Raw genomic sequence first — 22586 nt, 5'->3', positions numbered from 1 at the left:
TAGTGCTCATTGCTCCTCTATAATGTGCGTCTCGTTTTCGGTCGCCACGCCGACGACAGTGTAGCCAAAGCCCCTCTCGGGGACGTGGGGTTCGAGACCGGCGGCTTTCACCAGTCCCGCGAGTTCGTGTGGCGTGTCGAACGTCGAATCAAACCCGACGAGGCGTTCGAGTGCGACGAGTGCCGCTCCACGGAGCGTCTCGGGGTTAAACTCACGAATGACGACCACGCCGCCGGGGCGCACGACGCGCGCGGCTTCGCGGATGACCGTCCGGTGAGTTGGCATATGATGAAGCGCGTCCACGATGACGACCGCATCGACGCTGTCTGTAGCGACCGGTAAGCGCGTTGCATCGCCCTGTGCCACGTCGAGGCCGTGTGTGCGCGCCTCTGCGAGCATGCCACGGGCGGCGTCAACAACGATGCGCTCTGTGGCTGTGAGCGCCCGGGCGGCCCGTCCGGTCCCGCCACCAACGTCGAGGATGCGCTCTACAGGCCGAGTGGCGAGAGACAGTCCCACTTCGAGCGTGGCACGATCTGCGGCGGGCATCGCCCGTTCGTACGCACTAGCAAACCGGTCGAACAACGTGACGTCGCGGCCGTGTCCCATACGGGTGTGTTGTGCCCGACACGTTTTAGATTCACCCCAGTCAGGTTGTTACTCAAAGCATGACAAGTCTTAAGATAATCACGAAACATGTCGGAGTATGCAACGAGCCCTCCCTCTTTTTCTTGCTCTCCTCGTCTCTCTCGCAGGCTGTGGTGCGATAAGTCAGACGAACCAACAGCTCACCCCCGAGACCACGGGAGCGCCGCCGACCGAGACGGCCGCACAAAATGCGACTGAAACGACGACAGCGACGGCAACACCGGACAAGACGGCCACAACCGAACAGCCGACCACGACGATAGCGACGGCCGAAACGACGCAGCCTCCAGAGGCGACGACGACGGTATCGACTCCAACCGCAACGACACAGACGCCTACCCAGACGCCGACAACGCAGACACCTGTCACTACGACAGCAACTACCACGCAGTCTGATACACAACCGGCGCCGTCTGGTGGCGAGAGTTCCGGTGGGAGTAGCACGCCAACAGAGAGCAGTTCGACGACCGAACCGACCACGACGACAGCGACCACGACCGCGGCACCGACGCAGGACAGCACAGCACAGCAGACGCCGGAACCAGAGCCGCTTGGCCGATTCGAAGGGCCGACCTACACCGACGCAGAAATCACGAACAGCCCGCTCGCATCGCTCAGTGCGAATCGCCTCGTCTCGGCTCACGAAGCGACCCTCGCAGACTTAGAAAGCGTGACCAGCTTCGGCCGGTATTGGTCTGAGAACGAACTCGAAGAGCGTGTCTTCCACGCAGAGGAGACCATCGAAATCGACGAGAGCCGCGACGTGTCTCACCTGCACTGGGCAGACCGCGTGACGAACGCGGGCAGTACGACGCGCCACTTCGACCGCCGCGTGACGACGGACTCGTGGACGGCGTACAACGCGACGACCGTGTACCCCGAAAAACCGACGAGCTACCTAACCGGAAAGGTCTGTGAACCGTACCAAGACGACTCCCTGCGTGTGCCGGTTGACGTGCCGTCAGTTGCAGACGCAAACCGCCTCAGCTACCTCATCACCGAACTCGACTTCCGGCAGGTCGAGACCATCCGCTACTACGGAATGGACGCAACGGTGTACGCAACCACCGACCCGAAAGAGACGCTTTCGATTGGCGCTGAGACGACGCTCGAAGAGTATCGAGCAATCCTCGTCGTCTCAGCGTCCGGGCTGGTGCAGTACTCACACACCTCCGTGACACTCACCCGCGACGGCGGAACCGTGACGTTCGGTGAGACGCGCACGCTCCGCGACTTAAACGACACCATACTCAGCCCCGCGGCGTGGACCAACGAAGTTGAGCCGGGCGAAAACTGCTAGTCGAAGGCTACTTCGCCATCAACCACGAGTTTTTCCTATGGAGTACGCGGTTCTCGGCTGGCCGCCCGATGGCCCGACACTCAGACTCGATTATCGCCAGTTTTCGTATGCTGGAAAGTTCGTCATGTCGAACACCGGAAAGGCCGTTGCCCGCGAGGGTGAAGAGATTGTTGGCGCAATCGCGTTCAACGAAGACCGCACCGACGAAACGGCGCTGTGGCTTCGCTATGTGACCGTCAAAGGAGACCGCCGCGGTGAAGGAATCGGCGCGTCGCTCGTCTCGTTCGTGACCGAAACTGCCCACGAGCGAGGCTACGATACCGTGAAAATCGCCGTCAACAACCCGTTTGCCTACGAAGCCGTCTGGAAAGCCGGGTTTGGCTACACGGGTGAGCAAACCGGGATTGCAGAACTCGTGTGTGCACACCCCGGGAACCGCTCGCAGACGCGGTATCAAGCAGGACTCGACGAGTATCGAAGCCGCGAGGGGCTGTCGGATGAAGAGCAGGCGTTTCTGTCACGCAAAGCCACGGCTCAGCCGCCGAAATAAGGAAAATCGTCGTTCGTTACAACCGCTTTACGTTCTGTGCGCGAGGACCGTTGTCCGTCTCGACCACGTCGAATTCAAGCTCCTGACCCTCTTCTAAGTCGGGGCCGCCGATGTCTTCCATGTGGAAGAACACATCGTCGTCGTAATCGTCGGTCTCGATAAATCCGTACCCCTTCCGGTCGTGGAAGAAGGTCACTTTGCCTGTAGCCATTCGAAAGCTCCGCCTTTCTATTGCCTCTCTGACGATAAATAACCACCGCCAGTCGGGGGATTCAAACACACTGCGCCGAATAGAGCGGTATGGGAAACGCAGACCTCCGCCAGCTCGCGGTCATCGAGGACATCCCGTTCGAGAAGGTATCGGGTTCCGTCGTGGCCGTGGATGCGCACAACTGGCTGTATCGCTACCTCACGACCACGGTCAAGTGGACGCGCGACGAGGTGTACACCACGAGTGAGGGCGCAGCGGTCGCAAATCTGATTGGCGTGATACAGGGCCTTCCCAAATTCTTCGAAAACGACCTAACGCCCGTGATGGTGTTCGACGGCGCGGTCACGGATTTCAAAGACGCCGAAATCGAAGCCCGACGCGAGCAGAAGCAAAAGGCCGAGAAAGCCGCCGAAGAAGCGCGCGAACGCGGCGACGCCATCGAGGCCGCCCGCCAAGAAGCCCGCACGATTCGGCTCACCGACACCATCCATCAGACGACGCGGGAGCTGTTCGAGTTGCTTGACGTGCCAGTCATCGAAGCGCCCGCAGAGGGCGAAGCGCAGGCTGCCTACATGGCGCGAAAGGGCGACGTGGAGTATGTGGGAAGCGAGGACTACGACACGCTGTTGCTCGGCGCGCCGTACACGCTCCGGCAACTCACGAGCAAGGGCGACCCCGAGTTGATGAAGTTGGAGGCTACGCTCGAAAAACACGACATCACGTGGGAGCAGTTAGTGGACATAGGCATCCTCATGGGCACCGACTTCAACGAGGGAATCTCGGGAATTGGCCCGAAAACCGCCGTCAAGTTAGTGAAAGAACACGGCGACCTCTGGGCCGTGCTCGAAGCCAAAGACGAGTACATCGAACACGCAGACATCATCCGTGGGCTGTTTCTTGAACCCGACGTGACCGACGACTACGAATTTGACACGGACATCTCACCCGACTTAGCCGCCGCTAAGAAGTATGTCACCGAAACGTGGGAGATTCCAGCAGACGAGGTCGCCCGTGGATTCGAGCGCATCGAAGCGTCAGTGGTCCAAACGGGGCTCGACCGGTGGACGTAATTACGCGACCGCGTGTGCGAGTTCGAACTGGGCGGCCACGTCGTTGTTCCCGTAGCGCGTGAGCATCCGTTCTAGTTCCGTGAACGCCGTAGTGGCGGTTTTGCCCGCGTCGCAGTAGGTGAGATAGTACTCACCAAGAATTGGGATGTCGGACGGTTGGAGGTCCGGCGGTGACGGATTGAGGCCTGCTTCTGCGCGCTCCTTTGCAAGTGGGATACCGTGGTCGAACTCCTGCCACACCGTTCTCGCCACGGGCTGGCCAGTCGCCCGAGAGACTGCGTCCTCGAACGAAAGCGCCGCACCGAACTTCGTCCAGATGGGTTTTTTCAGGTCGATGCTCTGGGTTCCTTGGAGAAACTGCGTGACGAGCGGGGAGACGGTATCTTCGACGTGCGCTTCCTGTGCGGCGAGTGCGGGTCGCCCGGCGAGGTGGATAAAGTCGAACGACTCGCCGTTGTAGCTGTACACGACGTCCGGGTCTTTCTCATGACACCATTCGACTGCCGACTCGATGACGGCCAATTCGCTCTCTGGACTCGAATCCTCGCGCAAGAACACCGCCGTCGATTGTGACCCGTCTGACTCGATGGCTCCCACGTTGATTGTAAAAATCTCGAAATCTCGAGGGTTCTGAAAGTTCGGACGCTCTCCCGAGTCGAGAGTCGGTGACGTGGTTTCGATGTCGATGGTCACAACAGGCGGTTCACTACCAATCATATTGTAATTATTACTTGATTTCGCATATGTTTTTTGCTAGTGATAGTCTTGGATAGTTACTACTAGACCTCCCACCCGCGAAGTTTATCTTGATTCCGTGAGAGTATTGTTGCGATGAAACGACCAACGCCACAACTGGGCACTGAAACTGACACACTTGGCGCACGAATTGTGGCATGGATTATCGACGCGATTCTCATGGCGATTATCACGGGGGCACTCGTCGCACCGCTCAACGTCTTTGGCAATGGCGGCGCGACCCTCGGTGGGTCGATTGGCCTGCTCTTGACGCTCGCGTACTTCATTTACATGGAGGGAACCTACGGACAGACGTTCGGCAAACGACTCATGAAAATCGTCGTCGTGAAAGAGGACGGCGGGCCAACCGACATGGAGGCGTCGGTGATTCGTAACCTGCTCAGGCTGGTGGATAACTTCCCGTTCATCTACCTCGTTGGCCTGCTGTTCATCTGGCTCAGTGACCGCGACCAGCGCCTCGGTGACATGCTCGCGGACACGGTGGTGGTCAGAGTAGCCCCACAGTCGTAGGTGAATTCAGAGGTAACGGTTTTCAGAGTCGGGCTATCTTCTTCTGGTATGGACCTCGCAAAAATCGAGCGACTCATCGAGGAGGCAATCGCGGACGCAGAAGCGACCGTGAGTGACCCACGAAACGATGGCGAGCACCTCGCTGCGCTCGTCGTCTCGCCCGCGTTTGAGGGGAAGACGCTCGTCCAGCAACACCAGATGGTGTACGACGCGCTCTCAGACCACATGACGACGGACATCCACGCGCTCGAACTGAAGACGTACACGCCAGCAGAGTACGACGCGCGCCAGTAGCCGGAACGTTGACCGCTTTCGATGCCTTTTACGCCCCATGCGAAGGAGTCTCTACTACGCATGAGTGACCAGGAGTTCCGGACCGAACGCGACAGCTTAGGAGAGATGCAAGTACCGGCAGATGCGTACTGGGGTGCCCAGACCCAGCGGGCGATTCAGAACTTCCCTATTTCAGGGATAAGCTTCGGGCGACGGTTCGTCCGCGCGCTCGGCGTCGTGAAGAAAGCCGCCGCACAGGCCAACGACGACCTCGACATGATTCCTGCGGACAAAGCAGAAGCCATCATCGCCGCCGCAGACGAGGTCATCGCGGGCGAGTTGGACGACCAGTTCCCGGTTGACGTGTTCCAGACCGGTTCCGGTACCTCCTCGAACATGAACGCAAACGAGGTCATCGCCAACCGCGCCACCGAGATTTACGGCGGCGAAATCGGCACCCGCGAAATTCACCCGAACGACCACGTCAACTTCGGCCAATCGAGTAACGACGTGATTCCAACGGCGATGCACGTCGCCGCCTACGAAGCCGTCGAGAAAGACCTGCGTCCGGCACTCGAACAGCTCCGCGATGCGCTTGCTGCGAAGGAAGAAGCGTTCGACGACGTCGTGAAAACCGGCCGCACCCACCTGCAGGACGCCACGCCAGTCACCCTCGGCCAAGAGTTCGGTGGCTATCGCACGCAGGTCGAGAAAGGTCTCGTCCGTCTCGACAACATCGGCCCGCACCTCGCCGAACTCGCCCTTGGTGGCACGGCTGTCGGGACGGGGCTCAACACGCACCCAGAGTTCCCACCGAAAGCGGCCCAGTACATCGCAGAGGAGACCGGCCTTGCCTTCCGCGAAGCCGACAACCACTTCGAAGCGCAGGCCGCCCACGACGCGATGGGCGAGGCACACGGCGCGCTTCGAACCATCGCTGGCTCCACGAACAAGATTGCAAACGACCTGCGCCTGCTCGCCTCGGGCCCACGCAACGGGCTTGGCGAAATCGACCAGCCAGAGAACCAGCCGGGGTCCTCCATCATGCCCGGCAAAATCAATCCAGTCGTCGCAGAAGCCGTCAATCAGGTGCACAAGCAGGTCGTCGGTAACGACGCCGCCGTCGCCGCGGGTGCTGCAGAGGGACAGATTGACCTGAACCTCTACAAACCGGTGCTCGCCTACAACTTCCTCCAGTCCGCAGAACTTCTGGCAAACTCTTCTTCGGTGTTCGCAGAGCGCTTCGTCGCCAAACTCGAAGCCGACCGCGAACACTGTGCAGCCCAAGTCGAACAGAGCATGGCGCTCGCCACGGCGCTCAACCCACAAATCGGCTACGACAAAGCCTCTGAAGTGGCGAAAACGGCGCTCAAAGAGGGCAAGACCGTCCGACAGGTCACGCTCGAAAAAGGCTACCTCACTGAAGATGAGGTCGATAAGGTGCTCGACCCGATCAAGATGACCGTGCGCGGCATCCTGAGCAAGGACGACTAACGTTTAATCACGTCAAACAGACATTCTTTATTTCAAATTAGAACCTGACAACAACATTCTTATGATCGCGCTGTGGTGTCCATTGCATGGCAGATGCCAAACGCGAACTCGTCGAGTGCATTGCGGATTTTGGTGACGACGCACTCCGCGATATCTGGCTTTTTAATCCGACTCGCTATGAGGCGCTCTATCTCCGCGATGACGTGGCGGCGAACATCGAGGATATCAACGTCAACAAGTTCGTGGACAACGAACGCTACGGCTACATCACCCGCGATACGTACAACGCCCTCTCGCATGCGGCCTACCAGTACTCGGTACACGGATTCGATGAGTTCGAGCAGTTCCGGGCATTCCTTGGCGAGAAGAAGACCGACCCCGGCGTGTTCATCAGCCTCGATGCCCACAATGGAGCCTACGACTTTGGCGAACTCTACAACCGCTTGATGGAGTTTACATCTCGGGTTGACGCGTCGAGCATGGCCCCGAAGGATATCGGTCAGTGGTCGGGAGACTGAGGCGATAATTGCCTGTTTTTGCGACGGCATGTCCCCAACGGCGGAGAACCGTGCCGATAGAAGAGGGGAGATACGTCCCACTCCCCTACCGATGCCAATATGACGGCGACAGCAACATCCGAGCACACTGCGGCCGCAGATTCAGGGCTTACGTACGTAGACCCGCGCGCACCGCGCTTCGGGCAGGCCATCACCGCGACAGTGCTCACGGCTGGCGTGGTTTTGGGCGAACCCCTCCTCATCTACGCCATCGCTGCGATTCTCTCCGCGGCGCTGTTCTCTGGGTGGCGATTCGACCTGTATGGCTTCCTTTGGCGAACCGTGATGATTCCGCTCGTCGGCAAGCCAACACGGCGCGAGCCAGCCGCCCCACACCGGTTTGCAAAACTGATGGGCGCAGGATTCACGCTTGCAGCAAGCGCGCTCTTGCTCGCTGGCGTCCCGCTCGTGGCGTACCTTCTCGCCGGGATGGTCGCGGTGCTCGCCGGACTCGCTGCTTCGACTGGACTGTGTATCGGCTGTCGGATGTACCAGCAAGTCTCGTTTTTCCGTCGGCTCGGCGTCGTCTGACGTGAAAATCCGGCATTTCAGACGGGAGCTGTGCTCATGTACCGCCGTTTGTGTGGATGCTGTAACGTGCCTGCTAAGAGCCGAATGGATGGCTCACGAGCACGCAATAGCCGTGACAGACCGACGACGGCGACTGGATGGTTTTTTGCCCTTCGATACCCCATCGCCGAGTAATGAGTGAGTACGACTACGAGGAACTCGGTCTTATCGCGGGACTCGAGATTCACCAACAGCTCGACACCGCGAGTAAACTGTACTGTAACTGCCCGACCGTGCGTCGGGAACCCGAGGAGTCGGTGCGCTCTTTTACTCGCTATCTCCACCCAACGCGCTCCGAACTCGGTGAACTCGACGACGCCGCCGTCGAAGAGAGCCGCGTCGAACGCGAATTCACCTACCTCGCGTTCGATTCCACCTGTCTCGTCGAAGAGGACGACGAACCGCCCCACCGTCTCGACCACGAGGCGGTCACCGTGGCGCTCGAAGTGGCCCAATTGCTCGACATGGAAGCGCTCGACCAAGCCCAGATTATGCGGAAAATCGTCGTTGACGGCTCTAACACCTCTGGGTTCCAGCGTACGACGCTCATCGCAAACGACGGCGAGATTCAAACCGCTGCGGGCGCAGTCGGCATCGAAGACCTCATGCTCGAAGAGGAGAGCGCCCAGCGCATCGAGGAATCAGACCGCGCGGTCACCTTCGGCTTAGACCGCCTTGGCATCCCGCTAGTCGAAATCGGCACCAAGCCGGACATCCGCACGCCCGCACAGGCCCGCGAAGCCGCAGAGCAAATCGGGATGCTCCTGCGTTCGACGGGGCAGGTCAAACGCGGCCTCGGCACCATCCGCCAGGACGTGAACGTCTCCATCGCAGACGGCGCGCGCGTCGAGATGAAAGGTGTCCAGAGTCTCGACGGCATCGAAGACCTCGTCCGCAACGAGGTTCACCGACAGGTTCGCCTGCTCGAACTCAAAGACGAACTGGCAGAGCGCAGCGCAAGCATTGGCGAGGTACAGGACGTAACCGCCGTGTTCGCAGAGTCAGAAAGCGGCGTCATCAAAGGCGCACTCGACGCGGGCGGGAAGGCCATGGCCGTTCCCCTCTTCGGCTTCGACGGCCTCGTCGGCGCAGAGGTTCAGCCAGACCGCCGCCTCGGGACGGAGTTCGCAGACCACGCCAAACGCAACGGTGCGGGCGGCATTTTCCACACCGACGAACTCCCCGCCTACGGCGTGACCGAGGACGAAGTTGCCGCCCTCCGCGAAGCCGTCGGTGCGGGCGAGGACGACGCCGTGGCGATGGTCGCCGCCTCCGCAGACGTGGCAGCACAAGCCATCGAAGCCGTCGCCGCACGCGCACAGGTTGCCCTTGAAGAAGTGCCGGAAGAAACGCGCGGCGCGAACGAAGACGGGACTTCGCAGTACCTCCGGCCGCTCCCCGGCGCGGCGCGGATGTACCCCGAGACGGACGTGCCACCGGTCGACTTAGACCCATCCGAGGTCGAGATTCCAGAACTGCTGACCGAGAAGGTCGAACGCTATCAGCAGGAGTTCGGTTTCACCGAGGATTTAGCAAACCAGATGGCCTACTCTCGGCGCATGCCGCTGTTCGAGCGCGGTATCGAGATGGGCGTAGACGGGAACACCGCCGCGAACGTCGTCGAGAGTACGGTCATCGAACTCCGCCGTGACGACGTGCCTGTGAAACAACTCACGGAGAATCACTTCGAAGGCGTCTTCGCGCTCCTCGCTGACGGCGACCTCGCAAAAGAGGGGATTCCAGAGTTACTCACCGCGCTCGCCGAGAACCCCGAACTCGACGCAGAAACCGCCGCAGAACAGGAAGGACTCGGCTCTGCGGGCGAGGACGAAGTCCGCGACATCATCGTGGAAGTCGTCGAACGCAATGAAGCGCAGGTCAAAGAACAGGGCATGGGCGCGTTCTCGGCGCTCATGGGCGAGTCGATGGGCGCACTCCGTGGCAAGGCTGAAGGCGAAGTTGTGAGTTCGATTCTCCGCGAGGAGATTCAAAAGCGGTCGTAACGGCAGTCGGTTTCCCTTTTTACGCGTTCTGCGGACGCATGTGCGAGAGGTATTTTGCGAGGTCCGTGGTCGTAATCATCCCCAACACGTCGTCGCCGTCCACGACTGGCATGTGGTGGAAGCCGTGTTCTATCATCTCGTCTGCCACGTCGCGGATGGACGTTTGGGCCGTCGTGGTGATGACGCCCGTCGTCATGTAGGCAGACACTGGCGTCTGGTCTTTTGGCTTCTGCTCTGCGACGATTTTCACGAAGTCGGTAGTCGTGAGGATGCCCGCGAGTTCGTTGTCGTCGTTCGTGATGACGACCGAGCCGATGTTGTGTTCGAGCATGAGCTGTGCGGCCTCCTCTACGAGCGTGTCCGGAGAGACGGTCTTGATGGAGGTCGACATGAGTTGCGCCACAAAAATATCTTCCATACGGGCAGGTGGGTCGGACGACGCTTAAGCCTTGGCTGAACGCGAGACGCGTGACGCGTGACGGTTAGCGGTCGAGCCACCAGTGGGTGTTGTGGATGCGCAACTGGAGGCGGACGGGGAGGGCGTGCACCGCAGGCTGGTTCGGGAACAACTTCTCTGCGAGGCCGTAGTCTGCGTATATCTGGTTGCGGTCTGGCCACGCGGGTTCGAACTGTTCGACGAACGGGAGCTTTCGGCGGAGGAAACGTTCGAGTTGGTTGAGTTTGTTCGAGTCGTGTGGTTGGCTCGGCGGCCGGTGGTGGAGGATGTTCGGGTCGATGCGTTCGAGCGCCTTGCGGAACGTCTCGCTGTTGCGGAATTTGGGAGGCGTCTTCAAGTGCCAATCGAGCAGCGTCGTGTCGATGGCGACGAACGGCTCGAAGTAATTGTCAGCGAGTTGCGTCCGGAACGGCATCACCGGCTGATTGCTGATGACGAGCAAGTCCATCGCGTTGTGCACCGAGTCGGTGCGCTCCCAACACCGCGATAGTTCCTCGCTCAGTTGAGTTTCTAAAAACTCCCTCGGTGACTCGTGGTCGAGGTCGAGGTTCGAGAACACCTGTTCGACCAGCGACGCCATGTGCTCGCTCGGCGTCGGGAAGTAGCCAAGTGTCGCGAGCAAGGAATCGACGGGGTCCGGGTCGCGGACGAGTGTGGTCGAAGGGAGTTTCGAGCCAAGCACTTCAACGCCGTCCCACTCGAGGAAGTAGCCTTTGAACAGCGTATCAAACAGCAGGCCGTGGTACATCACGTCCACGTCTAACAGGTCGTCGTACCCGGCGTGGTGGATGTGGAGCGCTTCTTTGATGCTCTGTGAGTAGCGCAATTTCTCGTCGCTCGTAGATAAGTAGCGGTCGCTCGGTTCGAGGACGGTGTGTTCTGCGTTGTACTGGTGGGCAATCTTCTTTGCCACCCGCACTTCCCGCGACTCTTCGCGGCCAATCGTGTAGGTCTGGCTGATGTCGGGAAGCTGTGAGAGGAAGACGCGGGAGTCTTTCCCGCCAGAGAGGAGAATCCCTTTCTTGCCCGGGAAGTGCGACCGGAGGTGGACGGCGCGCTGAAGGCGGTCTGCGAGTTCAGTGATGTAATCGAACGCTTGGGGGTCGTATACAAAACGCGACAACGGCTCGGTCGTCGTCGCCGTCAGGTAGCTGTCGAGGGGAACACGCTTGATCTCCTCGAACAGGGTTTTCGTTCCGAGCACCGTGCCGAGGTGGAGGAATTCGAGAATCGCCGTTCGATTGGCCGTGGGCTCTGCGACGAGGTGTTTCAACATCGCAATATCCGTGCTGAACACGCGCGCGCCGCCAACGTCTGCGTAGTAACACTCCCACGAGCGAATCGGGTCAGTGACGACGACCGACTCGCCAGCATGCTCGATATAGGCGAGATACGAGCCGTTCAGTTGCGACAGCGCGTCCATTCCCGACGCAGAAAACTGGCCTAAGAGCCACTGGGCGGTGTTCGGCGCGCTCTCGCCTGCGGGATACGCCTCGCCGAAGATGATGCACGTTCCGTCGCTATCTGAATACGACGAACTGCACCCGCGGATGTCGAGGTTGTGTGAGCGAATGCCCACCGTCGCCTCGTCCTCACAGACGACTTCGTCGAACTCCTCGGCGGAGCGAAACCGCTCGAAGTCACTTTGCGTGCCGAACACGCCGAACAGTTCGGTGTTCATCGACGCGCGCGCGGCTACTTCGGTCTGCTCGGTTGCTCTCACGAGGTGTCGTCCTCCGTCATTGGTATCCCGCTTGTCGAGCCGCGGCCGCCAACCGGCGGTGGCGAGGAAAGCGCACCCGTTGATTCAGCATCCCCGGCGGCCTCGGTGAGCGGCATCTTGAGGAGCGTGAGCAACGAGTAGAGCAACGTCATGTTGTTCTCACCGTCGAGGTGGGCGTTGTAGACGGCCGTGGCTTGGGCTTCATCGAGGAAGGGCAGTTTGGCAAGCACGGCTTCTTTCTCCCGGAAGGTGTCCGAGGCGAACGATTTCACGCGGAGGAGTTCAGGGCGATTTGGCCACGGATTGTGGTCTAAGTGCGAGGCGGGCGTTGGCTGGTCGTGGATGTGCTTGCGATAGAACGCCGTGACCATCCCACCGACGTATTCGACCGGGAAGGAGTATTTGAGCGGAACGCCAGTTCTCGCGTGGGGGATGGCTGCCAGTTCTGGGCTGAGTTTGGCGATGGCCGCGTTCACGACGTTGCGTCGAGCACAGTAGTTCATTGGAATCTGTTGGTGGAGGTCGAAGATGCGGTTGTCGAGCATCGGCGTGCGGTACGGCCGCATCTGCATGAGACTCCGCGGGAAGATTGACTCTGTGCTGCCACCGAGCGGGTAGTAATCGCTGTACATCGCAAGGTCGGTGAGCGAGCCATAGCGCACGCCGTGGCTGACGATGTCGCTTCCATCCCAGTGGATGTTATCTCGAAGTACCTCGCGCAATGAGTATTGTGGTTTGAAATACGGGAGCGGTTCGTTTGCCTCGCCAACCTTCGTGTCGATGTAGTCGTCGATGGTGGAAATCGACGCCCGTGCCGGAAGCGGGACGGTGCCAAGCGGCCCAAGTTCCAGCTCTTTGGTTTTGAGCGCGATGCCGTCGAACAACTGGTCTGCGAACAGGCCCGTCACGAGCACGTCTGCCTCGCTGACGATTTGGTCTTCGAACTCGGTGAAGTAGGCTTGGTCGAACCAGCCGCTGAAATCAGAGAGCTGTGGCGTGGTTTCGAGCGAGCGCGCTTCGTGGTCGTCGTGGCGTTCGAGCAGGCGGAACTCGTCACCTGCCGTGTCGGCGACGCGCTTTGCCACCTGCGCTTCGCGGCTCATCCACCCGGCGTTGTGGAAGCTTACAGCGGGCTGGTCAAGCGTCGCCTGAATCAGGCGTGAATCGCTGCCGCCGCTGATGAACGTGCCGTACGTGCAGTCGTCGCGCGTCCACTCGGTGAAGAGGTCTTCTAAGGTGTCTGCAAGCGTGTCGACGAAGTACGAAAACGGCTTCTCGACCGGGTCGTAGTGTGGCCGCCAGTACGACTCAGACGTAAGCGAGAGGTCGGTGAGGTCGATGGTCGTGACCGCCCCCGGTTTCAGCTCAGAAACGCCCTTAAGCGCGGTTTCGACGCCGAACACGCGGCGCAGTTCGAGGTACTCGTACAAGTACGGAAGATCGAATGCCGGTTCGAACTCGGGAGCGGCCGCAAGCCCTTGGATACACGACGAGAAAACAAGCGAGTCGTCCGTCGGGCGTGTGTAGTGGAGTGTCCGCGTCGCAAACCGGTCGGTGATGAGTGTGAGTTCGTCAGCACCGACATCGTGGATGACGATGAGGAACTCGCCGTTCAACTCGGGGAGAATCGACTCGCCGTGTGCGTCGAGCAGCGAGGCAACGTACGTTGGGGCGTCCACGTCGTCAGCTCGCGGCGTGTAATCGCCCAAGCCGCCGTGACCGTACACGTCGCCCCAGAGCCACAGACGACGCTCCTCGCCACACGCGACTGGCTGGTCGCCCGCGAGCAGTTCGTGGACGGAGAATGCGAGGTCGAGACGGGGGGCCGAGGCGGCGAACGTCACCTCTTCGTCTCGCCACGTTGGCGCCGCTCGCATCTCGTCCGAGAGCGTGCCCGTTCCAAGTACGCCAGTTAATCCAACCATTCTAGTTCGTCTCCACCCGTCGGTCATGGCCCAACCACACCCAATTGAGAGGCCCGTGAGATTGCGCTGACACTGTCTTCGTTGACAGATAGCAGTTCATGTAGAAGTGCGCTTCGGCCGTCGTGCGAAGTGCCACCATACGGACTGATTACGCGTAATTGTGGGAAAATCACGACACTCACCCCGATTTCTGCCGTGATTTCTCTAATTCGTACAGAAGTGTAATTTGGGTGGGTGATTGGGGGTTGACGAGTTGGCTATGCAGACAGTGTTCGACGCTAACTATCTGCGGCCAAGTGGCGGGTACGTAGCCAGGATTTCGCGGACGGAGTCGAGCGACGCTCGGTGCGTGGTGAGGTCGCGTTCGATTTCACCCGCCCGCAGCCGAGTTCGATCCGTCTCAGAGAGGCTTTCGCGTGCTGTCGCGCTTGTCCGAAGCCGCTCGTAGTCGTCGCGCAGGCCGAGGTCACGAACCGCGCGGGCGAGCGCTACCACTTCGTCTGTCGCGAATCGGCCGACAACGGCGATACGTTCGCGCATGTGCCAGCCAAGCGCATCCGAAGCGACCGGCGGCCACGACACCTGCAAGGGGGTCGCGGAAAGCCCCGAGAGATACGACTGATTCGTCGCAACGTTCGAGCGAAACGCCTGTGGATTTTCGACGTAGTGGTCGAGTTTCGACGACGAGTAGCCAGCGAGGTCGAGGAGGCGACTCAGTGACTCTTCGCCAACTGCGGATTCGTGGACGTACTCGTGTAAATTCTCCGGCGGCGGCCGATACTCGACCAGCGGGTACGCCGTCGTCTCGGCCACCAAATCGAGCACAGCGCGTGCAGATGCTGCATGCGTGAACGAGTCAAATGCCTCCGCCACCGCGTCGTTGTACGCCTCGATAGGCTCACGCAAGAGCGAGACGGGCGCGTCCAAATCCGCCTCACCGAGTCGTTTGAGGCGTTCTAACTCGTTGCGTTCAGTTTCGAGCGTCGATTGCTCTTTTTGGAGTGCGCTTCGCGCGTCGCGGTAGGTTCCCTGTACGTCCTGTTCGCGGCTCCGAAGCTCCGCGTATTCCCGTGCTGGCTCGAGCTGTGAGCGCGCCCGGTCGAAGTTCGCGTGTTTGAGCACCGAGGTTACGCCGGTCGTAAGTTCGTCGTCCGCCTCTGTGAAGGCGTCGCGGTGTGGCAGGTCGTCGGGAATCGAGCCGAGCACCTCCGCCATCTGCTCGCGGAACTCGATGTAGCCTTGAAAGTCGTCGCGGTCGGTCGCCCGGTCTTCGTAGCGGTCGAGCACCGCCGAGAACTCCTTGTAGGCGTCGGCCACGGCATCGAGATTTTGCCTTCCAATCTCCGCGATACGCTCGTCGATTTCCTGTAGCTCCGCGTCCGCAGCTTGGAGTCGCTCTGCTGGCGCGTCCATCAGTCCGCCCTCCCGGTTGTCCGTGGTGGTCGCTGACGTGTGGCCATCGCTTGCTCTCACTCGGGTGTCTACGTCAAAAGGATTGTTGGCTTGGTCATCGAATCCTGCCGCAGAGAGGACTCACGCACTTCGCGTGTGAACGTAGTATTCGAGGCCACCACCGAGTGAGTAGAGAATCAGATACACCGGACTGTACAGCAGGGCAAACGCGACCAGTCCCGTCACAGTTGAGGCGTTGGCGACGGGAACAGAGAACGCGAGCGCACCCCAAAAAACGACGATGACTGCGAATAACACGGCGGGAACAACGAGTTTCCATCCCAGATACGCGGTAATGGGAACGGCGAATACGGCAACGATGAATGCGCCCCCAATAAAGAGGAAACCGACGGTACTGGGCGATGCGTGGCTGAGTGCGTCAGTGAGACTCCATTCTGCAAACAGAAAGCCAACGAGGACAAAAAGCGAGAGTGCCCCGACACCAACAGCGAGACCGGCCAAAAGTGCACGGTCTTGGTCTGATTCGCGGACGGTTGGCTGTGCTGGCGAGGATGCCATGTGAAAACACTAGTTCTCTATCAGGGTAACTGCTTTCCAGTCAGTCGTCTGCGCGCTCTGGATGTTCTGCGCGCTGTTCTGCGTGGCGGAGGATGCCGTGTAGTGTCGAGATTTCGCGACCGGTCGGGTGGGCGCGCCCGAGGATGCGCCGCACCATCCGCTGGGTCTTCTTGCGTTTTTCTGCGGGATAGTTGATGAAGTCGAGAAACGAGTCGAAGTGGCCGTAAAAGCCCTCGATTTCGTCTTCGCGGGCGCGTTCGTGGACGGCGCTCGGGAGCTGTGAGCGTTCGACCGACAAGTTCCGCAATTCGTAGAGGACGATGGTCGCAGCCTGTCCGAGATTCAAGACGGGGTACTCGGAACTCGCGGGAATCGAGCAGATTTCGTCCACCTGTGCGAGTTCCTCGTTGGTGAGGCCAACGCCTTCGCGGCCAAAGATGAGCGCGGTGTCTGTATCGACTTCTGCGAGGCTCTCTTTGAGTTCGACGGGCGTTTTGAACGGCCAGCGCATGTGTTTGGTCTCGTCTTCGTTCGTCACAGCCGTCGTGCCGACGGTGTGGAAATTCTCGACGAGGTAGTCAAAGGAGACTTCTGTCGCGTTCGGGAGCACGTCGTCGCGGGCGTGTCCGGCGAAGCCGTAAGCCTCGCTGTCACGGCCGAGATACGGCGGGTTGACGAGATAGAGGTCAGAGAGCCCGAAGTTTTTCATCCCGCGGGCGATGGTGCCAATGTTCCCCGGCGTTTTCGCGTCCACGACAGCGACGACGATGTCGCTCATTTCTGTGGATAGTCTGCGCCGAGGTCTATGTCGTCCATGTCGAGGTCATCGATGCTCTCGACGCCGAGTTCTTCTTCTAACGACGGCAGTTTCTGGTCGTTCGCCGGCGTCTCTGGCAGACTTTCTGGGTCGGTATCGACGTGTTCGTCCGGGCCGTAGCCCTCGGGTGCGCGGCCACCGTCTAAGAACCACTCGTGGAAGCGGTCGTCCATGTCGAGTGCGCCCGCATGGTCCTCGCCGCCGTCTTCACGCCACCAGTAGAGGAAGTCTGCTTCGTGTTTGTTGCACAGAAGCACCTCACCGAGCGGTTCGCCGTAGACGACCTGCGTGACGCGACAGCGCTGAATGTCCTCGTCGCCGTGCGTCAGCCAGCAGGCGTCACACGGCGAACCGACGATTTCCGTGAGCCTGAGTACCTGTCTGCGCGTGTCTTCCGGCATCTCTACGAGCGGTTTGAGGTTGCCCTCTGCGTCGAACACTTCGTCTTCATCGAAGCGCCACCCACGGACGCCGATGCTGACCTTAGCCATACGCGGGGGTAGCAGATAGGTGAATAAAAAGAGCGTGTCTGGGACCGATGGCGGGGTGCTTTTAGCCACGGCAGCCATTTTTCCGGGTATGCGAACGGTCTACGCCGCCGGCCTCGGAATCGGAGACGACCACCCGCCGCGAATCATGGGCGTCCTGAACGTGAGCGAAGAGTCGCCGTACAAGCCAAGCGTGTTCGACGACCCGGCAGACGCCGCCGCCTACGTAGACCGCGAACTCGTAGACCAAGGTGCGGACATCGTGGACGTGGGCCTCGAATCCGCGAACAAACGCTTTGACGTGCTATCTGCAGAACAGGAACTCGACCGCCTCGACACGGCCATCGACACCATCGCTTCGGTTTCGGGGGATGCGGTGTTCTCAATCGAGACGCGGTATCACGAGGTGGCAGAAAAAGCCCTGCAAAACGGTTTCGACATGGTCAACGACATCTGTGGCTTTGCCGACCCGAAAATGCCGGAGGTGTGCGAGGAGTACGACGTGGCCGTGGCGAAGATGGCGAGTCCACCAGACCTCACCCGGCCGGGTGCAATCGAGGCCGTAGACGACATCTACGACGCCCTGCAGATGAACGGCCTCACGGACAAAACCATCGTGGACCCGGCGTTTGGTGGGTGGTCTGAAGAAAAAACGCTCGCAGACGACCGCGAGACCTTCCACCGACTGCGCGAGTTTCGGGGCCTTGGCCAGCCAATTCTCGTCTCTATCAACCGCAAGAACTTCCTGCGCGAGGTGGCTGGACGCTCGACGGAAGCCGCCCTGCCCGTGAGCCTCGCGGCCACGTCGATGGCCGTCGAACGCGGCGCGCACGTCATCCGAACCCACGACGTGGCAGAAACGCGGGATGCCGCCCTCATTGGGAAGCAGTTCTCCCGGCGGCGTGTGCGCGACGACGAGTTAGGTGTCGAAGAACTCGATGTGACCACGCGAGGAGACGCGATGCGGCACTTAGACCGTGTCGGCGGTGAGCGCAAGTACTCCGCAGAATCGGTTACGAGAGTTGTCGAACTCCGGAATTTGTCAGAAAGAGAACGCACCAAATTGACTTCCACAGCGGGGGACGCCGGGGCGATTATGACGGGTGACAATGCGGCGGCGCTAGTGATTGGAACACACGGGGCATTCGAGCAGATAGCACAGACCATTCCGCCCGAATTTGACCGGCTCACCGCCGTATTCGTTGAATTATCTGAATTATAAGGGTAAGAGAAAACTTATGCCGAAGGATTTAGAACTAGAGATTGGTAGCCGGAAGGGCCCTACGGGTAGGGGTACACGTATGCGCCATTCCGGCTCAATACGATTTATCGAGTGGAGACACAATGGACTATAGCTCCTGGTCTCCCGTTTATTCAGCACTCCTCAGAGACTTTGGCTTCCCACGAGCGGCGGATGAAACCGCCCGAGACGAACTCGCCGCGCGCACAGTACCGTTCGACCACGCACGCCTCTCTGTTCTTTCCGGCGCGCGCGTCGCAATCGTCGGGGCTGGCCCGTCGCTCAAAGCCGACCTCGACGATGCCCCCGATGTTGACGCCGTCCTCGCCGCCTCGACGGCCGTAGACGTGCTCTGTGAGGCGGGCATCGGCGTCGACCTGATGGTCACGGACATCGACAAAAACCCGGAGACGATTCGCACACTCACCCGAGAAGGAACGCCTGTCGCGGTACATGCTCATGGGGACAACATCCCGGCGATTCGCCGCGAGGTGCCGACGTTCGAGCGGAAGAACGTCCTCCCGACGACGCAGGCAGCGCCAACGCCGCCGGTTGAGAACTTCGGTGGGTTCACCGACGGCGACCGCGCCGCGTTCCTCGCAGACCACTTCGGCGCACGCGAGCTTTCGTTCCTCGGCTGGGATTTTGACGACCCGAACGTCGGGGCAATGAAGGCGAAAAAGCTCGTCTGGGCGGAACGCCTCCTGTACTGGCTCGAACTGCGCCGTGGCGAACGATTCGATATCCTCGATGGCCGCAGGGACGCCATCGACACGAGCGCGCTTCCTCAGTAACGGGGTACGCTTAAGGTGGCGCACCGTGGTATGTTTCCCTATGCCACACGATTGTTCATTTCTCTCGGCGGTGCTTCCCGATTCGCAATGCTCCTTTGGCGATTCCATCAGAGCCAGCCACGCGGGCGACTGGGGGACGCGCGAAGACCAGAAGGTAACACCAGACGCTGTGGTGTTCCCCGAATCGACCGAGGACGTATCTGCGGTGCTCGAAGCCGCAACCGAACACGACGTACCGGTGACGCCCTACGCCGCCGGGACGAGTCTCGAGGGGAATGCGACCCCCGCGTTCGCGGGCATCAGTATGGACATGACGCGAATGGATGCGGTTCTCGACGTGCGCCCCGACGACTTCCAAATCGACGTCGAGCCCGGCATTTTTGGCGGGAACGTCGATGAAGCCGCCGCGAAATACGGCCTGTTTTTCCCGCCACTTCCTTCCTCGGGTGAGATTTCGACTATCGGTGGGATGATTGCCAACGACGCAAGCGGGATGAAGACCGTCAAATACGGCGAGGTCGCAGACTGGGTGCTCGAACTCGAAGCCGTCCTCGCAGACGGCACGGTCATCACCGCCGGGAGCAAGGCGGTCAAAACCTCGAGCGGGTACAACCTGAAAGACCTCATCGTCGGAAGCGAGGGCACGCTCGCCGTCGTGACGCGGGCAACGCTCAGGCTCGCGGGAATCCCCGAACAGATTCGTGGCGGGCGAGCCATCTTTGAGACCCTCGACGACGCAACGTCGGCCATCGCAGACACCATTCGCTCTGGCGTGGACGTAGCGACTATCGAACTCATGGACGCAGAGAGCGCGATGATGGCGAACGCCTACACCGGCTCTGCCCTCCCGGATGCACCGATGGTGTTTCTCGAATTCCACGCGAACCACGGCATCGAGACGGAGATTGACTTCTGCAAATCCATCTTCGAATCCCACGACGTCACCCACTTCGAGATGGCCGCAGACGAAACCGAGATGGCGGAGTTGTGGGAAGCCCGGAAAGACATGGCGTTCGCCCTCGAATCGTGGGACGACGACTTGACGCCGAACAACACGGGCGACATCACGGTTCCCATCAGCAAGTACCCCGAAATTATCGCGTTTGCAAAGGAACTCGGGGCAGAACACGACCTGCTCGTCCCGTGCTTTGGCCACGCAGGCGACGGGAACGTCCACTACACCATCATGGTCGACGAGTCGGACGACCACGAAGTCGAAATCGGCCAACGAATCTATGCAGACGTGGTAACGCGTGCTATCGAAATGGGCGGCACCGCGACCGGCGAACACGGCATCGGCTGGGGGAAACGCGAATATCTCGAATTCGAACACGGCGCGGGGAGCGTCGAGGCGATGCGCGCGATAAAACGCGCGCTCGACCCGACCGACACGCTGAACCCGGGGAAGATGTTCCCCGAAACTGCCGAGGGAAAGCGCGTTCGCCTCGATCCGAACTAGTCGTGGACGAGCACGTCGATGACGTCCGTGCCCGGGCTGTCGAGGGCGGCTGACAGCACAGATTCGATGTCGTCTGGCGTCGAGACGAGGTGGCCGCGCGCACCGTGACTTTCTGCGTTTTTCGGAATATCGACGGCGGGCTCAAAGTCCATCCCGATGAACTCGTGGTCTGCGTAGTCGCCGCCGAGCATTCTCACGGTGTTGTCTTTGAGGATGCGGTAATTGCGGTTGTCAGAGACGACGACGGTGAGGTCGACGTCGTAGCGCGCCGCCGAGTAAATCGAGTGCGGGTAGTAAAGATACGACCCGTCGCCGACAAAGCCGATGACCTCTCGCGGATTCTCCTGCATCGACTCTGCGAGCGCCGCGCCGATGGCTGCAGGGAGGCCGTAGCCGAGGCCGCCGCCTTTGTTCGAGATGAACTGTTCTGCTTCGAGCGGGACGCGCGTGAGGAAGGCGTACTTCGAGGTGACGCCTTCGTCAACGAAGTAGGCGTCCGGCGCGACTGCGCGGATGGTATCGACCAACTCGGCTTTCGACGACCGGGTTTCGCCCTCGGCCTTTGGGTCATTGCCCAGCTGTTCCATGGTACTCGCGAGCGACTGCTTGAGCGTCGAAACCTGCTCTGTGCGAGCCTTGCGTACGTCTTCGGAGAGGGTGTCTGCGAGCTGGTCTGCAATGGCGTCCATCACGAGGCCGGGGTCGCCCACAACGGCCGCGTCTGCGCTCTGATTTTTCCCAACCTGCCACGCATCCTGACTGATATGAATACACGTCGTCTCGGCGTCCACGAGCGGTTCGTCGTGGTGCATGAGCGTCGTGTTGGTCGAACAGCCCACGAAGACGAGCGTATCGGTCTGCATCAGCATTGTCCCCAAGTCTTCGCGCGGCGGGAGGAACGACACCCACTGGTCGTGGTCGGTCGGATAGCTTACCTCACAACCGAGCATCTCGCCGTGAACGCGGGCACCAGACGCTTCGGCGAGGCTGACGGCCGCTTCGACGGCCTGCTCGCCTGCCCGCGCCACGTGGTCGCCGAGGACGAGTACCGGACTGTCAGCCTCGGTGAGCAACTCTGCGGCGCGCTCAATTTGGGCAGGGTCGCCACCGCCCGCGTTCGGAATCGGCCCGAGTCGTTCGGGTTCCTTCTCCGTCGCTGCCTGCATCACGTCGGCCGGAAGTGCGAGGAACACGGGACCGGTCGGCGGCGTGAGCGCGACGCGAACCGCTCGGCGGAGCATCGTCGGGAGGGCTTCGACAGAGAGGACTTCCGCAGACCACTTACAGAACTGGTCTGCCAGCGTGGTGAGGTCGCCAGTCAGAATCGGCTCCTCGTGGCGGAAGTCGCGCTCGTGGTTGCCCGCGGTGACGAGCAGCGGCGCACCGGTCATCTTCGCGTCGTAGAGGTTGCCAAGGCCGTGGGCGAGGCCGGGCGTGACGTGGAGGTTCACGACGCCGAGCGGATTGACGGAGTCGTCGTGGTGAGAATGATACCGCCGTGTGCTCGCGTAGCCCGCAGCCATCCCCACCGCCACGTCCTCGTGGATGCCGAGGACGTACTCGAGGTCGCTGCCCGCGAGCGCCTCCATGATGGGGAGTTCGGTTGTTCCGGGGTTGCCAAACAGGTGCGTGACGCCGTATTGGGAGAGCGCCTCAACGAAGAGATCGGCTCCCGTGGTCGTGTCACTCATTTGCACGCAGATTCCGAGGGCGCGACCTTAAACGCTCTCACCTTGAGGCCTTGCGTTCTTACGTCAGGAGCGCCAATGG

The 22586-nt window shown here is 60.6% G+C and carries 23 protein-coding genes; 12 read left to right on the top strand and 11 right to left on the bottom strand.

All coding sequences use genetic code 11. The annotated features are described in order from the left end of the window. Positions 1 to 6: 6 nt before the first annotated feature. Entirely contained in the window at positions 7 to 609 is a 603-nt protein-coding gene (locus V5N47_RS14800; RefSeq protein ID WP_338728615.1) for a class I SAM-dependent methyltransferase, read from the bottom strand. A 97-nt stretch (positions 610 to 706) separates the two neighbouring features. Here V5N47_RS14800 and V5N47_RS14795 point away from each other — a divergent pair, with 97 nt between their 5' ends. Continuing rightward, positions 707 to 1948 carry a hypothetical protein gene (locus V5N47_RS14795; protein ID WP_338728614.1) on the top strand — a complete coding sequence of 414 codons (1242 nt, stop codon included), beginning with the start codon at positions 707 to 709 and terminating at the stop codon, positions 1946 to 1948. Positions 1949 to 1985: 37 nt separating this feature from the next. Then, entirely contained in the window at positions 1986 to 2498 is a 513-nt protein-coding gene (locus tag V5N47_RS14790) for a GNAT family N-acetyltransferase (RefSeq protein WP_338728613.1), read from the top strand. Positions 2499 to 2514: 16 nt separating this feature from the next. Here the strand turns inward: V5N47_RS14790 and V5N47_RS14785 are convergent, their stop codons facing one another. Beyond that, the gene (locus tag V5N47_RS14785; protein ID WP_332898979.1) at positions 2515 to 2709 is read right to left on the bottom strand and encodes a cold shock domain-containing protein; all 195 of its coding nucleotides are present in this window, start codon (positions 2707 to 2709) and stop codon (positions 2515 to 2517) included. 89 nt (positions 2710 to 2798) lie between these two features. Between V5N47_RS14785 and fen the strand changes: the two genes are divergently transcribed. Beyond that, positions 2799 to 3779, top strand: a complete 981-nt coding sequence (fen, locus tag V5N47_RS14780; protein ID WP_338728611.1) for a flap endonuclease-1 — start codon at positions 2799 to 2801, stop codon at positions 3777 to 3779. Here fen and V5N47_RS14775 read toward each other — a convergent pair whose 3' ends face one another. Further along, positions 3780 to 4496: a 3'-5' exonuclease gene (locus V5N47_RS14775; RefSeq protein WP_338728610.1), complete on the bottom strand. Its 717-nt coding sequence runs from the start codon at positions 4494 to 4496 to the stop codon at positions 3780 to 3782. Positions 4497 to 4610: 114 nt separating this feature from the next. Here V5N47_RS14775 and V5N47_RS14770 point away from each other — a divergent pair, with 114 nt between their 5' ends. The 6 genes from V5N47_RS14770 (at position 4611) to gatE (ending at position 9942) form a co-directional block, all read left to right on the top strand. Beyond that, positions 4611 to 5045: an RDD family protein gene (locus V5N47_RS14770; RefSeq protein ID WP_338728609.1), complete on the top strand. Its 435-nt coding sequence runs from the start codon at positions 4611 to 4613 to the stop codon at positions 5043 to 5045. Positions 5046 to 5093: 48 nt separating this feature from the next. Then, complete coding sequence (locus V5N47_RS14765) at positions 5094 to 5339, top strand: BolA family protein (RefSeq protein ID WP_338728608.1); 246 nt, start codon at positions 5094 to 5096, stop codon at positions 5337 to 5339. Between the two features lie 60 nt (positions 5340 to 5399). Continuing rightward, positions 5400 to 6812: a class II fumarate hydratase gene (locus V5N47_RS14760; protein ID WP_338728607.1), complete on the top strand. Its 1413-nt coding sequence runs from the start codon at positions 5400 to 5402 to the stop codon at positions 6810 to 6812. An 86-nt stretch (positions 6813 to 6898) separates the two neighbouring features. Then, the gene (locus V5N47_RS14755; protein ID WP_338728606.1) at positions 6899 to 7330 is read left to right on the top strand and encodes a hypothetical protein; all 432 of its coding nucleotides are present in this window, start codon (positions 6899 to 6901) and stop codon (positions 7328 to 7330) included. 99 nt (positions 7331 to 7429) lie between these two features. Continuing rightward, the gene (locus V5N47_RS14750; RefSeq protein WP_338728605.1) at positions 7430 to 7900 is read left to right on the top strand and encodes a DUF4395 domain-containing protein; all 471 of its coding nucleotides are present in this window, start codon (positions 7430 to 7432) and stop codon (positions 7898 to 7900) included. Positions 7901 to 8073: 173 nt separating this feature from the next. Then, positions 8074 to 9942 (top strand): Glu-tRNA(Gln) amidotransferase subunit GatE, encoded by a 1869-nt coding sequence (gene gatE / locus V5N47_RS14745; RefSeq protein WP_338728604.1) that lies wholly within the window; start codon positions 8074 to 8076, stop codon positions 9940 to 9942. A gap of 19 nt (positions 9943 to 9961) precedes the next feature. Here the strand turns inward: gatE and V5N47_RS14740 are convergent, their stop codons facing one another. The 7 genes from V5N47_RS14740 to V5N47_RS14710 all read right to left on the bottom strand — a co-directional run bounded on the left by V5N47_RS14740 (position 9962) and on the right by V5N47_RS14710 (position 17326). Continuing rightward, on the bottom strand, positions 9962 to 10360 hold the full coding sequence (locus V5N47_RS14740; RefSeq protein ID WP_338728602.1) for a CBS domain-containing protein: 399 nt from the start codon (positions 10358 to 10360) through the stop codon (positions 9962 to 9964). Between the two features lie 64 nt (positions 10361 to 10424). Further along, positions 10425 to 12122, bottom strand: coding sequence for an asparagine synthase-related protein (locus V5N47_RS14735; RefSeq protein ID WP_338728601.1), 1698 nt, complete (start codon positions 12120 to 12122; stop codon positions 10425 to 10427). Further along, the gene (locus V5N47_RS14730; protein ID WP_338728599.1) at positions 12119 to 14047 is read right to left on the bottom strand and encodes an asparagine synthase-related protein; all 1929 of its coding nucleotides are present in this window, start codon (positions 14045 to 14047) and stop codon (positions 12119 to 12121) included. The genes V5N47_RS14735 and V5N47_RS14730 overlap by 4 nt, the downstream gene beginning before the upstream one ends. Before the next feature lie 282 nt (positions 14048 to 14329). After that, positions 14330 to 15460 (bottom strand): hypothetical protein, encoded by a 1131-nt coding sequence (locus V5N47_RS14725; protein ID WP_338728597.1) that lies wholly within the window; start codon positions 15458 to 15460, stop codon positions 14330 to 14332. A 120-nt stretch (positions 15461 to 15580) separates the two neighbouring features. Further along, a complete protein-coding gene (locus V5N47_RS14720; RefSeq protein WP_338728596.1) occupies positions 15581 to 16018 on the bottom strand; it encodes a hypothetical protein in 438 nt (145 codons plus the stop codon). A 40-nt stretch (positions 16019 to 16058) separates the two neighbouring features. Next, positions 16059 to 16796: an RNA methyltransferase gene (locus tag V5N47_RS14715; RefSeq protein WP_338728594.1), complete on the bottom strand. Its 738-nt coding sequence runs from the start codon at positions 16794 to 16796 to the stop codon at positions 16059 to 16061. Next, positions 16793 to 17326 (bottom strand): hypothetical protein, encoded by a 534-nt coding sequence (locus V5N47_RS14710; RefSeq protein WP_338728592.1) that lies wholly within the window; start codon positions 17324 to 17326, stop codon positions 16793 to 16795. The genes V5N47_RS14715 and V5N47_RS14710 overlap by 4 nt, the downstream gene beginning before the upstream one ends. A gap of 88 nt (positions 17327 to 17414) precedes the next feature. On the opposite strand from V5N47_RS14710, the gene folP reads away from it, so the two are divergent. From folP to V5N47_RS14695, 3 genes are all read left to right on the top strand, one after another. After that, a complete protein-coding gene (folP, locus tag V5N47_RS14705; RefSeq protein ID WP_338728589.1) occupies positions 17415 to 18545 on the top strand; it encodes a dihydropteroate synthase in 1131 nt (376 codons plus the stop codon). 122 nt (positions 18546 to 18667) lie between these two features. After that, positions 18668 to 19357 carry a 6-hydroxymethylpterin diphosphokinase MptE-like protein gene (locus tag V5N47_RS14700; RefSeq protein ID WP_338728587.1) on the top strand — a complete coding sequence of 230 codons (690 nt, stop codon included), beginning with the start codon at positions 18668 to 18670 and terminating at the stop codon, positions 19355 to 19357. A 40-nt stretch (positions 19358 to 19397) separates the two neighbouring features. Next, complete coding sequence (locus V5N47_RS14695; protein ID WP_338728585.1) at positions 19398 to 20816, top strand: FAD-binding oxidoreductase; 1419 nt, start codon at positions 19398 to 19400, stop codon at positions 20814 to 20816. Here the strand turns inward: V5N47_RS14695 and V5N47_RS14690 are convergent. Beyond that, positions 20813 to 22507: a thiamine pyrophosphate-binding protein gene (locus tag V5N47_RS14690; protein ID WP_338728583.1), complete on the bottom strand. Its 1695-nt coding sequence runs from the start codon at positions 22505 to 22507 to the stop codon at positions 20813 to 20815. The two genes, V5N47_RS14695 and V5N47_RS14690, sit on opposite strands and share 4 nt — an antisense overlap. Between the last annotated feature and the right edge of the window lie 79 nt (positions 22508 to 22586).

Origin of the sequence: Haladaptatus sp. DJG-WS-42 (assembly GCF_037198285.1) — an archaeon.
Lineage (GTDB): Archaea > Halobacteriota > Halobacteria > Halobacteriales > Halococcaceae > QDMS2.
The sequence above is the reverse complement of the archived record's forward strand: the minus strand, read 5'-3'. Positions and strand labels throughout refer to the sequence as shown.